We start from the raw sequence: 14214 nt of genomic DNA, 5'->3' as shown, positions 1-14214 counted from the left end.
CATGTCTGCAGACCTTCCCGAATACTACTTTCGCATCCGTGAGAACGGGGCCGTCGTGTTTCGGATCGATACAGAAAACCGCCAACGCCGGATTGAGATGGATCAGATAGCCGTCGTCAACATCCGCAACGGCGAGGTCAAGCCGCACGGGCAACGGGCTTTGTCCGAACGGGATCAGGCAGAGATCGCCCAATGGATGGAAGAGCGCCGGGTTGTACTGGCCCAGCGCGACATTGACGATATTCACCGCGCTGTCGACTATCTGAATCTGACCACGCAATGGGCGCAGTCCAAGGCAAGCGATGAACAGCTTGAGGATGTGACCGACAGGTTGCTGATGGCGATGCACGATCTGCGCACGGTTCTGGTTCGGAAAAAGGCCGACCGCTTGAGCAAAGATTAAGCAGGCTCTGCCGGCGCCTGCATCTGCCGCACCGAATGCAACCAGAACCGGGCCATCAGCAGTACCGCCGCGAAAGCCAGACCAAGCACCAATCCCAGCCAGACACCGATGCCGTCCATCTGACGGACGAAGCCGAAATAATATGACGCCGGAATACCCACGACCCAATAGCTGAGCGCCGCCATAACCATGGGAATCTTGGCATCCTGCAACCCGCGCAGCAGACCCAGCGCAATTACCTGAGCCCCGTCGACCAGTTGAAACAGTGCAGCCATGGCCAGTAATCCGGTCCCGATAGCCAGAATTTGTCCGCGCTGCGGATCATCGGCCTCCATGAACAGAGAAATCAGCGGCTCGGCGTATGTCAGGAACAGGATGACGGTCACAACGGACATGACCAGCGACATGCCCGTCACGGCAATTGCACCTTTTTCCAGATGCGCCTTGTCCCGGCGGCCCAACGCGTTGCCGGCCCGGATGGTGGCCGCATTGGACAGCCCCAGATGTACCATGAAGGTGGCCGACGCCAGATTCAGGGCAATCCCGTGCGCGGCCAGAGGGACCTGACCCAGCCAGCCCATCATTACGGCTGATGTTGCAAACAGCGACACCTCGGCCAGGGTGGTCAGACCAATGGGCACGCCCAGTTTCCATACGCTGATGAACATTTCCCAATCCGGCCGCCAGAAGCGTTGGAACAGGCTGTGTTCCGGCAGGGTCCGGACCACATAGAAAACAACCGCGACCAGTGAAACGACCTGCGTCGCGATCGACGCGATCGCTGCACCCATCACGCCCAGTTCCGGGGCGCCCCAGTTTCCAAAGATCAGCGCATAGTTGGTAAACCCGTTCACAACCGCCGCCGCAACTGTGATCCACAGAACAATCTGCGTTCGCTCCAGAGCCGCAAGGTAGGATTTCAGCACCATCACGATAAGCGCCGGAAACAAACCCCAACCGGCAATGCGCAGATATTCTGACGCGGTTTCAGCGATATGCGGCTCTTGCTTCATGGCGATCAGGATCGGATAGGACCACCACAACAAAGGCATTACCACCGCAGCGTACAGCAGCGACAACCACAGCCCCATACGGGTCGAGCGGCGAATGCTGGTTTCGTCCCCTTCCGCCGCCGCAGTGGCGACCATTGGCATAACAGCCCAACCGAACCCCGCGCCAAACAAAAACAAAACGAAATAATAGCTGCTGGCCAAGGTAACGGCTGCCAGCGCCTCGACCCCGTACCAGCCCAGCATTATAGTGTCGGTCAGGCCGATGGCAAACTGCGCCAGATGGCCACCGACCAACGGCAGGCCAAGCACGGCAATCGCCCGAAAGTGGGCCGGATAGGTCATCACTTTTGTCATTGCACCAGCCATATGCGCGGGCTTGGCGCGGGACAAGAGAAGATCACCAAAATTTCAATATGAGACTCCGGTGCCTACTCACACGGCAAGAGCAGGCACCGTGGCGGTTAACGGGCGTCCGGGTGCAATGCTGTACCCAAAATATGCTCGGACCGGTGGATGACGTGATGCGCCTGCCCCACGATCAACGGATCGGGTTCACCCACAGTGTCGTGATCCTTACCCGGGTAGTCCAGCGTCGACAGGAAATGCCGCATACAATTCAGGCGCGCGCGCTTCTTGTCATTCGACTTGATGATCGTCCACGGCGCATCAGCCGTATCGGTGTAAAAGAACATGGCCTCTTTCGCCTCGGTATAGTCATCCCACTTGCTGAGGCTCGCCTTGTCAATCGGCGACAGCTTCCACTGTTTCAGGGGGTCAATCTCTCGACTTTTGAAGCGACGCTGCTGTTCTTCCTGCGTGACCGAGAACCAGTATTTGTAGAGCTGGATTCCCGACCGCACCAGCATCCGTTCCAACTCCGGCGTCTGCCGCATGAACTCCAGATATTCGTTGGGAGAGCAAAAACCCATCACCCGCTCGACACCCGCGCGGTTGTACCAGGATCGGTCATAGAACACCATTTCGCCAACTGTTGGCAGTTCCTGAACATAGCGCTGATAATACCATTGCCCCTTTTCTTCCCAAGTGGGTTTATTCAAGGCAACGACCCGAGCCTGACGCGGATTTAGATGCTCCATGAACCGTTTTATCGTACCGCCCTTGCCAGCAGCATCGCGTCCTTCGAACAGCAGAACGAAGCGCTGCCCGGTTTCCTGAGCCCACAGCTGAACCTTCAGCAACTCTGCCTGCAATTTGGCCTTCTGTTCTTCGTACACCGACCGCGCCATCTTGCGACCATAGGGGTACTTGCCGCTTTCAAACGCCTGCCGGATCTTTTCCGGGCTGGGTTCTGCGACCTCTGCAACCGGGGTCGGCCCAGTCTTGGTCTGAGTTGAATCTACTTTGACCCGAGCAATGGCATCCATGAAATCTTTCCTTTTCTGTTGTCCCGAAAGGGAGCTAGCAGAAAGGCCAAGGATGCGCTTTGATTGGGGTCAAATTGATGCCTCAAAAACCCATGAATTCCACACCGGATCAGAGGTTCCGATACGGACACCGTATTTCAAGCTGCGACGCCAGTCGATTTGTTTCCGAACCGGCGCAAGCCTGATGCGTCAAGGCAGTTGACGTTGCAAGAATTCGCCGAGTTTAGAGGTGCCCGAGCGGACCTTGCCTGAATCCTCAATAACATATTTTTAAGCCGGCCTCGGCCGACGTGGCCATGGCCAAAGCTGGCGTCCGTATAGCGCACCGGATCTGCCGATACCCCTTGCTTCAGGCTTTATCGATGCCCCCAATCGTCAGGGTTGTCCGAGTTATTGGGCGACAAGCCCAGCATGTCCCCCTCCGTTGAACATCCCAGCCCCAGAACTGTCCGGTTCGCATAGGAAAAGTAGGAACAGACCTGATTGATCTCAAGGATTTCACCATCGTCCCACCCCGCGTCACGCAGAGCGGTCACATCCGCTTCGACCAGATCGTCCGGAGCCTCAGTCAACTTGCGTGCATAGGTCATCGCCGCCACTTGCGCTGCGTCCAACGGGGCGGCTGCCGGATCGCGCGCCTCAATCGCCGCCCGGATCGCATTTCCTCGCTCTTCATCGCCCAGCAAACGCTGCAAACCCGCGAAATGGTGTTCGACGCAATATCCGCATCGATTCAGAGAACTGACCCACACGCCCAGCACCTCGAGGAACCACTTCGGTATCTTGTTGCCCGAGTGATGCAGCACTGCCTTGTAGATCGCCATGTGGCCTTCCATCGAATGCGGCCGCAACGAATGCGCCATCATGATATTGTCCACATTGTTGTCCGGACCAGTGACGCGGTCGTAGAGTTTCTTCAGCCTGCCTGTGGCCTGCTCGAATGGGATTGTTCTGATCCAGCTCATTTGGCTTCCTGTTGACGTGATTGCCTGTTGTTCAGAGACTAGAAGCGCTTTGAGCCGGAGGCGAGACGAATTCGACAGTCTTTCGAAAAGAGCCCACCAACGGAGACTGCATTTCGAACGTCTGTCCGGTTTGCGAACCACCAACACTGCATACCCAATCAAAGCCGAGCAAGCATCAACACCGTTGAGACCATCGAGACATTGCTGAATAGTATCAATGCCAGAAGATGCAAAACACCTGCCACAGCGAATGCGGTCCGGTATTTCCCGGATGCTTTCAGGCAATAGATCAGGTTCAAGGCGACCAACACTGCTGCCCCCGCAAGCGCCATGATCAAACGGGCTGCGCAAGGCCATCAAACCAAACCCAAGGACACTCTGTGAGTGTGGTAGAACCTTGGGACTCAGGTCAACTCTCGTCCTGGCGATGCGTAAAGCAGGCAGAAGAAACCGGTGGAAGGATTACAAATCCCGCAGGCGGATATCGCAAGCGACTGTTTTCAAGTGTCCTCAGCCGCCAGCTGTTTGGCGACTAGGTCAAATAGGGTTACACACCCTCAATCTCCATGGTACGGAATTCATTTTTCAGCCAATTGTGCCGGGCACACATCGGTCTTGTGAAATGCTGACGTATCAATTTGCTCATGGCCTTCTGGATCAGCACCGATGTCGTTGCCGGGTATACTTCAGTTGTAAACAGCGACACTGTGCGAACGAAGTTGCTACCGGGAAATGGCATAGCCTTTACGCTGTTGTGAAACCTCTGCGTTCGGTGAAAACACGCGGCGGTCGTGATTGCCCACCCGCTGCCCTGCGCAACCAAGCCGATGATGGATTGATTACACTCCAGCTCAAACCGGTTGGGCAGGCTGTATTTGCTCCGGGCCAACTGCGTTTCGATCTGCTTGCCGATCACATAGTCACGCGAATACCTCAACAAAGGCAGGTTGGCATCTGGATTAAACAGCTCTTCAGGAGACCCTTCAAACTTGTTGGGAACCACGACGATGAAGGGGTCTCTCATCAAAGGGTATTCGATCAGCCCCTCAGTACGACCCAGTGGTCGAGTGGCGACGCCTACGTCAAGCTTGTGTTCCTGAAGCTTGGCAAGAATTTCGTGGCTGGGGCGTGTGAAATGGCGGAAATTGCAACGCGGCAGAGCCTGCGCCAGAAAACGAACAAGATCGGGCGCGATCTGATTGTCAAAATCATCGATCAAAGCCAGTCGCAGGTCCGTCGCATGCTGCCAGTTTCCCGTTCGAATTTCGGCCTCACCGCGCTTCAGCACAGTCAGACCCTCACGCACATAGCGAGCGAATACCTCGCCTGCCGGTGTCAGGCCCATGGGGCGGCGTCCGTGGTCAACCAATTCAATGCCCAACGCGCTTTCAAGGCTGCGCAGGTGGTTCGAAACTGTGCTGATCGACAAATCTGTTTCTGATGCGACTTGCTGAATCGATCCGGATTTGGCGATCAGCTGAAAAACTTCCAGCCATCGAAGACTCAGAGATTTGGACACGGCAACCGACCATTGTTTCGATTTGTTCGAAACTAGCGAAGCAAAGAATTGCCCCTTCGGCAATGGTGAAGTTGATAGAAAGGCTCGCTTCTAGGCTTTCATACGTGCAAAATCCGGATCGTATGGGCTTGGATTGATAACCGTCGCACCTATTCGTTTCCCGCAACTATCCAATTCCATTTCGCGGCCAACCTCCGCCTGAGACGGATGAACGAAGGCATGCGCCAGATTCATTTCCGTGCGATGCCCCCATTCGCCGGACGTGACAGTACCAACGACAATATCATCCTGCATCAGAGAAGCCCCAGGATGCGCCGGACCGAGAGTTGACTCAATACGTAGAGGGACCAGCTTGCGCCGTGGTCCTTCTGACTTTCGTTTCAACAAGGCATCACGCCCCACGAAAGCGCCCTTGTCCAACCGGACGAACCGATCCAGACCGGTTTCAAAGGGATCAAATTCCGTGATCAGATCGGCTTTCCAATGCAAAAAACTCTTCTCCATGCGCATGGACTCGACAGCCCTGGCACCAAACAGTTTCAGCCCGTGCGTTGCGCCCGCCTCGCGCAAGGCAAGATAGGCCGCATAGAGCGAGGCGTTGGGAACATGGATTTCATAGGCCAGCTCGCCCGAGAAACTGAGGTTCATAACCGTTGCAGAAGCAATACCAACAAAGCACTCGCGCACACTGAGCCAAGGGAACGAATCTGCCGACCAATCTCCTCTGGCGCAGGCTGACAAGACAGAACGCGACTTCGGGCCGGCCAGAACCAGAATGGTCTGATCGTTCGTCAGGCTGCGCAACTGAACGTCTTCATTGCTGCGCAGATGCTGCCGCAACCAATCCATGTCGTGAAATTCGCTCGCTGCGGCAGAGCCATACCAAACGCGGGCCGGTCCCCGGTCGCTGGCGGGCAGATTGGCAATCGTTGCTTCTGCCTTGATCATACCGTGGTCGTTCAACAAGTATCCCAACCCGACACGCCCGTCACGCCGAGAGACAAATCCACAAAACAACCGGTCCAGGAATGCGTGCCTGTCGGATCCTGTGATCTCGATGCGGTTGAACCCGTTGACCTCTGCAAGCCCGACGCCGGTTCGAGTGCTTTCGACTTCGGCAGCTACCAAGTCGAAGGTTTCGTCAAAATCGAAACCAAGCTTCGGCGAAAATCCGGGATCGGGTTTGATAAAATCCACCCTCTCCCACCCGTTGACCACAGTGAACTCGGCTCCTTCGGATGCCAGAACAGGCGTCAGAGGGGTCGTCTTGGCGGGTCGGCCCGCAGGGCGATGTTCATGCGGAAAGTGGAACCTGAATTCGTTCTGATAATCTTCAATCGCCTTTAGTGCCGTGAGTTCCACATTTGCATGTCCGGCGAACCTTCGGGGATCGAGGCACCACGTGTCATAGCATGCCTCGCCATGCACGATCTGCTGTGCCAGCAACCATCCGTGACCGCCACCTTCACCCAGCCCGGCCCGCAGGCCAATGATACAAAACGCATTGCGTTTTCCCGGGATTGGACCGACCAGAGGCGCCCCGTCAATTGTGTAGGTGATTGGCCCGTTGACCACGGTGTGAATACCAGCCTCCATCAAGGCAGGCATGCGCGCGAAGGCCCCTTCCAGCACGTCGGTCACACGGTCCAGATCATCCGGGCACAAAGCGTTCACGAAGTTCGGATCAATACCGTCCATACCCCAGGTCTTACATCCCTGCTCGTAGAACCCGAGTAGCAGCCCGTTCTTTTCCTGACGGCAATAATAGTCGCTGATCGGGCAGCGCAGCAGCGGCATCCGATGACCGGCATCCCGGATAGCCTCGATTTCTTCGGTCAGGAAATACTGATGTTCCATGGACGACACAGGATGATGTACACCCATCATGGCGCCGACTTCGTTGACCCTGTAGCCGCAGGCGTTGACGACGACATCACAGTCGATATCCCCGTGCTCGGTATGCACGGTCCAGGTGTCATCGCTGTGCTGTGTCAGCGCGGTCACCGGCGTATTTCGATACACCTCGGCACCCGCCTTGCGTGCCCGGCGCGCAAGGGCCTGGCACAATTGCGCTGGATCGATGTCGCCGTCCAGCGGATCCCAAAGCCCGCCGATGAGATTATCGGTCGAAATCAACGGGTGTCGCCGGGCACATTCATCCGCGTCGATCACCTCGAAATGCACGTCCATCCCCCGCGCCATCGACGCGAAGTGACGATAGCCTTGCATCTGTCCTTCAGTATTCGCCAGACGTATCCCACCGTCGGCGTGGTGATAGTTGATAGGGTAATCCGGATCGTCGGCCAGTTCCTTGTACAGATGAATCGAATGAGATTTCAGACCGACCATCGTCTGGTTCATGCCAAAATTTGTTACCTGCGCGGCCGAATGCCATGTCGTGCCCGAGGTCAGTTCATTCCGTTCGACCAAAACCACATCTGTCCACCCTTCCTGGGTCAGGTGGTAGAGCGTCGAACACCCAGCGATCCCGCCCCCTATCACAACGGCTCTGGTACGCGACTTCATGGCACTGCTCCTTCATTTTCGGCACCAGTCTTGCTGAATAACGGGATGGGCAGACAACAGGGCAATTGCGGGTGCCGGAAAATCGAAACCGCGATTTCGGATTCTGAAAACGGCACTTCTTCTTTGATACCGGGACAAGTTGGGTCCTACGGTGCAGGAAAACGCAAGGTAACGTAAACGAATGCCATCGGAGAGCGTCAAAAGAAGCGGTCGAAAGGCACGGCACGCACAGCGTGCGGCCAAGCCCGTTTTTGATCCTTGCCCGCCCGGTCAGAAAGGCGGGACATTCAGGCCCTTAAGCATTTCGGAAATTGAGAAAATTTACGACACCGCGCTGCGTCTGCTGGAAGAGTTGGGGATGGGAGATGTTCCGGAAAGGCTGGCCATCGACCTCAGGGCAGCGGGGGCTCAGGACCGGGAACAGAACCGGCTGGTTTTTCCCCGTTCCATGGTCAAACAGGCCATCACCTCGGCCGCGAAGACGTTCACCTTCCACGGCCGGGATGAAAACCGGTCCATCGAGGTGGGTGGCGACCGCGTGTATTTTGGCACCGGCGGTGCTGCGGTTCAGACACTTGATATGAACAGTGGGCTTTATCGCCCGTCCACATTGGCCGATCTACATGACTTCACCCGGCTACAGGACACGCTGGCCAATGTCAGTTGGTTCACCCGGTGCTGCGTGGCGACCGACGTCCCCGATGTGTTCGAACTGGACGTCAACACCGTTTACGCTTTGGTACGCAACACAACCAAGCCAATAGCAACGTCTTTCACGTTGGCGGAACATGTCGGCCCGATCGTCGAGATGCTGGACATCGTCGCCGGAGGGGCTGGGGAATTCGCCAAACGCCCCTTCCTCAAAGCGCATATAAGTCCGATCATTTCACCAATGCGATACGGCGAGGATGCCGTGGATGTGGTTTATGAATGCATCGCCCATAACATACCGATGTCCTGCATCACGGCCGCGCAGGCGGGCGCAACTGCCCCGGCAACTCTGGCCGGATTTCTGGCGCAGTCACTGGCCGAAACGCTGGCCAGTCTCGTGATGGTCAACACGATCAAACCCGGCTTTCCAATGATCTTTTCCAACTGGCCCTTTATCGTGGATCTCAGGACCGGCTCTTTCGCAGGGGGCAGCGGAGAGACTGCGATCCTGAATGCGGCGTCAGCGCAAATCACGAACTGGCTGGGCTTGCCATCAGGTGTGGCCGCTTCGATGGCCGATGCCAAGGCCATCGACGCCCAACATGGCGCTGAAAAAGGCATCACATCGCTGGCGGCAGCGCTGGCAGGAGGCAATCTGATTTATGAAAGCTCGGGGATGACGGCATCTCTGCTCGGGGTCAGCTTCGAGGCCTTTGTTCTGGACAACGAAATGCACTCGCACACATATCGCGTCTTGCGCGGGATCGAGGTCACTGAAGCGAACCTTGGCTTTGACGCCATATGCCAATCGGTTCTGGGCGAGGGGCACTTTCTGGGCAGCGAGCAAACCTATGAAGCCATGGAACGAGATTACTTCTATCCGAAGCTCGCCGATCGTCAGGAGCCCCGCACGTGGCAAACAGACGGTGCACTGGATGCGTGGTCATCCGCGCGGCAAGTCGCTCAAGAGGTGTTAAGCACGCATCACCCTGAGTATCTCACCTCAGAGCAAGACGCCGAAATACGCCGACGTTTTCGTATCCTGCCCTGAATGATGGCGGGCATTCCCAGCACGATGCCGAACCGTTAGGGTCACTGAAGAAACTTACAAAGGATGGGGAATCATGGCCGATTCATTTTTTCAACCGGTATCAGCCATGGAACTCGCCCGATTTGCCGGCATCCCCGCGTTCATGCGCCTGCCTATTCTGCACATGGAACACGAACGGATCACGGACGTCGAACTGGGCATAGTGGGTATTCCCTGGGACGGCGGAACCACAAATCGGCCCGGCGCACGACATGGCCCACGGCAACTGAGGGACTATTCCACGATGATCAGGGCGATGAACCCGGTTACGGGTGTAGCACCATTTTCAATGGTGAACTGCGCGGATCTTGGAGACGTTGCCCCCAATCCTGTCGACATAGAAGACACGCTGGACCGGGTTACGCGTTTCTACACTGATCTTCGAACCCGCAACATCACACCATTGACGGCCGGAGGGGATCACCTGACCACCCTGCCTGTCCTGCGGGCTCTGGCCGCTTCTGGTCCGGTTGGCCTGATCCAGTTCGACAGTCACACGGACTTGTTCGACACCTATTTCGGAGGTCACAAGTTCACCCACGGCACCCCGTTCCGCCGCGCTGTCGAGGAAGGGTTGGTGGACCCCAAGCGTTTTGTACAAATCGGAATCCGTGGCACGGCCTACAACACTGAAGATATCGAATGGGGAGAGGCACAGGGCATCCGCATTATCCGTATCGAAGAACTGTTCGACCGGGGCATAGACGACGTCATGAACGAAGTGCGCGAGATCGTTGGCATGCAGCCGACCTACTGCACCTATGACATCGACTTTGTTGATCCAACTTACGCCCCCGGTACAGGAACACCTGAAATCGGCGGGCCCAACAGCTTTCAGGCCCAGCAGGTCATTCGCAAGATGTCCGGTCTGAACCTTGTCGGCGCCGATCTTGTCGAAGTGTCACCGCCATTCGACCCCGACGGTGGAACGGCGTGGCTTGGCATCTCGCTGATGTTCGAGTTGCTTTGCGTTCTGGCACAGGCGATCGACGCGCGGCACTAGACCCGCGCGACATTCTCGGCGATCATCGAAATCATCTCGAACATCACCGCTGCGGCTGTCAGCGCGGTGATGTTGTTGGGGCTGTCCTTGGTCGGCATCATGCAGACCACGTCGCCGCCGACGATGTTCAAACCGCGCGCCGCGCGCAGGATGCCGACCGCCTCATCGATGTCAAAGCCCTTCTCACCAGGTTCCAGATTAGACACGGCCGGCGCGACGGTTGGGTCAAGACAGTCCAGATCGAAGGTGATGTAAACCGGGCGGTCGCCCAAAACCTCTTTGGTCTGCGCTACGACGTCCTGTAATCCGCGCTGTCGGAACTCGCGCATGGTGACGATGTTGTAGCCGTAATCGTACGACGGCTGCAGCCAGTCCAGACTGCGTGGATGGCCGCGCAACCCTATCTGCATAGAACGGGTTGGATCCACCTGCCCCTGATCGGCCAGATAGGCCCCCCAGTGGGCCGCAGATTTCTTTGCCCCCAGAAAGTGATCAACCTTGGTGAAGACATCCGTATGCGCGTCCAGATGAAGAAAGCTGACCGGCTGTCCGCCAGCAAGTTTGCCGCCACCCAGGGCCTGCACAATTCCACCGGTGATGGAATGGTCGCCTCCGATGGAAACGGGGCGCGCTCCGGCGGTGTCTATGTTCTTGTAGAATTCAGTGATGCGTTCGATGCAATCTTCATTGTCGTTGGCCTTTGGAAACGGCACATCACCAACATCGGCGATCCGCGCGCTCTGCCAGGGATCAATTTCAAAAACCGAATGCACCCTGCGTTGCACGGCCGAGACATGCCGCAACGCACGAGGCCCCAAGTGCTGGTCCCTTTCGGTCGTGCCGTTGCCAGTTGAGTGTGGCACACCTGCCAGCGCGATATCCTGCCCTTCTGGCCCGACATTGGGACAACGGAACAATGTAGGCACGCCCCACCAATACAGGTTGTCCATCATCGACTGTTCATACGGATCTGTCATGGTTTCCCCGGATCAAAGAAAAGCGCCCCCGATCGGAACCGGGGGCGTCTGCGTTCAGAGTTTTTCGTCTTCTCGCCGGAACGCGCCCTGCACGATCCGGTCCATGACCATGGCAAGGAACAGGATCGCAAAGCCACCCAGCAGGCCCGGCCCCTTGGCGGCGTATTGCAGCGCCTCAAGGATTTCCTTGCCCAGGCCGCCCCCGCCGATCAGCGAGATGATCACGACCATGGACAGGCACATCAGGATTGTCTGGTTTACACCCGTCATGATCGATGGCAGCGCCAGAGGGATTTCAACATCCTTCAACAGTTGCCATTTCGACGCGCCAAAGGCGACGGCAGCCTCTTTGATGCTTTCCGGAACCCCTTGCATGCCCAGCGCCGTCAGTCGGATGACCGGCGGCATACCGAAGATGATGGTGGCCAGAATTCCCGGCGGATTGCCGGTGCCAAAGAAGGCGATGATCGGGATAAGGTAAACAAAGGCGGGAAGCGTCTGCATCAAATCCAGAACCGGTTCCGCCGCGCGATATGCGCGCTGCGACTTGCCGAACCAGATACCCAGCGGAATGCCGAAAACCACGCAAAGTAGCACCGCCGCACCGACCAGAGCAACCGTTTCCATCGCCACGTCCCAATACCCCAGCAACGCGATATAGGCCAAGGAAGATGCGGTGAAGATGGCAACCCTTGGTCCCGCCGCACGCCAGGCCGTCACACAGATGACCAACATGACCACCGGCCAGGGTGACCCGATCAGTGCAATTGTCAGCGCATCAAGCACCGACCGGACACCCGCCACGATCCCGTCGAATACGTCGCCACCCGCTGCTGCTGCTGCATCAATCCTGGCCTCCATCCAGCTCGCCAGGGTCGAGAACAGTGTGCCGTTCCCTTCACCAAGTATGATCGCGGACACTTGCTGTTCGGGGAATGCGTCCAACAATGGAAGGGATGCGTTCACGGTGAACTTGTAAACAATCAAAGGTCCGATTGCAGCGACTAGGATCGCACCCATGACGATGTTACGGGTCGAACGCCCGCTTTCCGTGCTGTCCGGATCGATGCGCCAGTTAGAATACTGTTTTTCGTAAACGCGGTCGGCGTAGAACCCTTGAACCACCTTGAAGACCAGCAACATCAACAACCCGGTAATCAGGATGCCTGCCGCCTCGGACTGGGCGGCGGTAGCCCTCTCCAGACTTGTGGCCGCTGCTTTTTGTATGTTCTCGGCCAGTTTGGTGAAACGGTCGATATCGGCCTGTTCCGTGGCATCCGCTGCGCGCGCCAACAGCTCGGCTGCGCGTTCCTGCTGACGCGCGGCGCGCTCGGCGAAATCCGCGCCGGGATTGCCCCACGCGCCCCTGCCGATTTGGACCCACGCGATGATCTCAAGGATCAGAAAGGTCCAGAACATGCCCCAAACGGCGCGTGAAGCAGACCAGAATGGCCCCAGAACGGCGGCCCACTTATTGAACGTGTTGGGAATTGCGCTGGTCGCATCATGAATTTTGTGGAACACGTTGACGTAGTAGTCTCCGTTCGGACCAGCGAACTCCTTGATGGAAAGATCCAGGGCCTCGCGATCGACCTCGATATCAGAGGCGGCCGTTACTTTCATCTCTGTTGCAGCATCAGTCATTTTTGCCCCCCTGGATACCACGCAACAAGCGTGGCTTGGTCACGACGCCCACATCAACGCCCGTATCCGTGATGACGACCGGCAAATCAGAATTCACGGCCAGGTCGATCAGTTGATCCAGATCCGCGCCCTCGTCCGCTCGGGGCGCACCGTCGAGTGGCCCTGAATAACTGTCCAACGGCTCCATGATGGAATGCGCTTTGACCAATTTGAGTTTTGAAATGCCCTGAACGAATTCCCGCACGTAATCGTCGGACGGGTTCATGACGATGTCTTCGGGTGTTCCGATCTGCACGATAACGCCGTCCTTCATGATCGCAATCCGGTGGCCAATTCGAATGGCTTCATCCAGATCGTGGGTGATGAACAATGTGGTCTTCTTCAACTGTGCCACAAGTGCTTTGAACTGGTCCTGCAATTGCAGACGGATCAGCGGATCAAGGGCAGAGAAAGGTTCATCCATCAAAAGGATTTCCGGGTCCGAAGCCAGCGCCCGCGCGATCCCCACGCGTTGCTGCATCCCGCCCGAAAGCTCCTTGGGTAGTCGATCCTCATAACCTGTCAGATTCACCAGGCTCAATGCGTGATCCGAGACAGCCCAGCGTTTGGACTTGGAAACCTTTCGGATCTCCAAAGGATAGGCCACGTTATCACGCACTGAACGATGCGGCATCAGCGCCATGTGCTGAAAGACCATACCAATTTGCTGGGCGCGAATGCGGCGCAACTCGGATTCCGACAGCTTCGATACATCGTGACCCAGAATTTCGATCCGACCTGCCGTAGGTTCGATCAACCGGTTCACGTGTCGCACCAATGTGGACTTGCCCGAGCCGGACAGCCCCATGATACAGAAAATCTCACCCCTCGGCACTTCGAACGTGGCGCCCTGAACGCCGACAACACAGTTGAACCGCTCCAGAACTTCCGGCTTGCCTATGCCTTCGTTTCTGACCGCTTCCATTGCCTCTTCAGCACGCGAGCCAAAGATCTTCCAAACGTTTTCTAGTTTTACGACAGGTTCGTCCATTTTTCCCC

11 protein-coding genes are annotated in these 14214 nt (G+C 56.9%); 3 read left to right on the top strand and 8 right to left on the bottom strand.

Annotation, left to right across the window (positions count from 1 at the left end; translation table 11 throughout):
* The first annotated feature begins 1 nt into the window (after position 1).
* Positions 2 to 403 (top strand): hypothetical protein, encoded by a 402-nt coding sequence (locus AC2FEB_RS04675; RefSeq protein WP_117868515.1) that lies wholly within the window; start codon positions 2 to 4, stop codon positions 401 to 403.
* On the opposite strand, the gene AC2FEB_RS04670 is transcribed toward AC2FEB_RS04675, so the two are convergent.
* The 5 genes from AC2FEB_RS04670 to AC2FEB_RS04650 all read right to left on the bottom strand — a co-directional run bounded on the left by AC2FEB_RS04670 (position 400) and on the right by AC2FEB_RS04650 (position 7811).
* Complete coding sequence (locus AC2FEB_RS04670; RefSeq protein WP_496671654.1) at positions 400 to 1770, bottom strand: MATE family efflux transporter; 1371 nt, start codon at positions 1768 to 1770, stop codon at positions 400 to 402. The two genes, AC2FEB_RS04675 and AC2FEB_RS04670, sit on opposite strands and share 4 nt — an antisense overlap.
* A 107-nt stretch (positions 1771 to 1877) precedes the next feature.
* Positions 1878 to 2801, bottom strand: a complete 924-nt coding sequence (ppk2, locus tag AC2FEB_RS04665; RefSeq protein WP_117868514.1) for a polyphosphate kinase 2 — start codon at positions 2799 to 2801, stop codon at positions 1878 to 1880.
* Between the two features lie 356 nt (positions 2802 to 3157).
* On the bottom strand, positions 3158 to 3766 hold the full coding sequence (locus AC2FEB_RS04660; RefSeq protein ID WP_496671571.1) for a carboxymuconolactone decarboxylase family protein: 609 nt from the start codon (positions 3764 to 3766) through the stop codon (positions 3158 to 3160).
* Positions 3767 to 4313: 547 nt separating this feature from the next.
* Entirely contained in the window at positions 4314 to 5285 is a 972-nt protein-coding gene (locus AC2FEB_RS04655; protein ID WP_299636856.1) for a LysR family transcriptional regulator, read from the bottom strand.
* A 90-nt stretch (positions 5286 to 5375) separates the two neighbouring features.
* Positions 5376 to 7811: a GcvT family protein gene (locus tag AC2FEB_RS04650; RefSeq protein ID WP_496671574.1), complete on the bottom strand. Its 2436-nt coding sequence runs from the start codon at positions 7809 to 7811 to the stop codon at positions 5376 to 5378.
* Between the two features lie 181 nt (positions 7812 to 7992).
* Here AC2FEB_RS04650 and AC2FEB_RS04645 point away from each other — a divergent pair, with 181 nt between their 5' ends.
* Together AC2FEB_RS04645 and AC2FEB_RS04640 are read left to right on the top strand one after the other, a co-directional pair.
* Positions 7993 to 9513, top strand: a complete 1521-nt coding sequence (locus tag AC2FEB_RS04645) for a trimethylamine methyltransferase family protein (RefSeq protein ID WP_496671577.1) — start codon at positions 7993 to 7995, stop codon at positions 9511 to 9513.
* A 73-nt stretch (positions 9514 to 9586) separates the two neighbouring features.
* The gene (locus AC2FEB_RS04640) at positions 9587 to 10555 is read left to right on the top strand and encodes an agmatinase (RefSeq protein ID WP_299894424.1); all 969 of its coding nucleotides are present in this window, start codon (positions 9587 to 9589) and stop codon (positions 10553 to 10555) included.
* Here AC2FEB_RS04640 and AC2FEB_RS04635 read toward each other — a convergent pair.
* Genes AC2FEB_RS04635 through AC2FEB_RS04625 form a run of 3 tightly spaced genes read right to left on the bottom strand, consistent with a single transcriptional unit; the run spans position 10552 to position 14206 of the window.
* Positions 10552 to 11532 (bottom strand): arginase family protein, encoded by a 981-nt coding sequence (locus AC2FEB_RS04635; RefSeq protein ID WP_299894427.1) that lies wholly within the window; start codon positions 11530 to 11532, stop codon positions 10552 to 10554. The two genes, AC2FEB_RS04640 and AC2FEB_RS04635, sit on opposite strands and share 4 nt — an antisense overlap.
* Positions 11533 to 11586: 54 nt before the next feature.
* Entirely contained in the window at positions 11587 to 13176 is a 1590-nt protein-coding gene (locus tag AC2FEB_RS04630; protein WP_117868508.1) for an ABC transporter permease, read from the bottom strand.
* Entirely contained in the window at positions 13169 to 14206 is a 1038-nt protein-coding gene (locus AC2FEB_RS04625; protein ID WP_117868507.1) for a quaternary amine ABC transporter ATP-binding protein, read from the bottom strand. The genes AC2FEB_RS04630 and AC2FEB_RS04625 overlap by 8 nt, the downstream gene beginning before the upstream one ends.
* Between the last annotated feature and the right edge of the window lie 8 nt (positions 14207 to 14214).

The organism is Ruegeria sp. YTSC106 (genome assembly GCF_059609765.1).
Note: the sequence above shows the minus strand (reverse complement) of the source record. Positions and strands in the feature narration are given on the sequence as shown.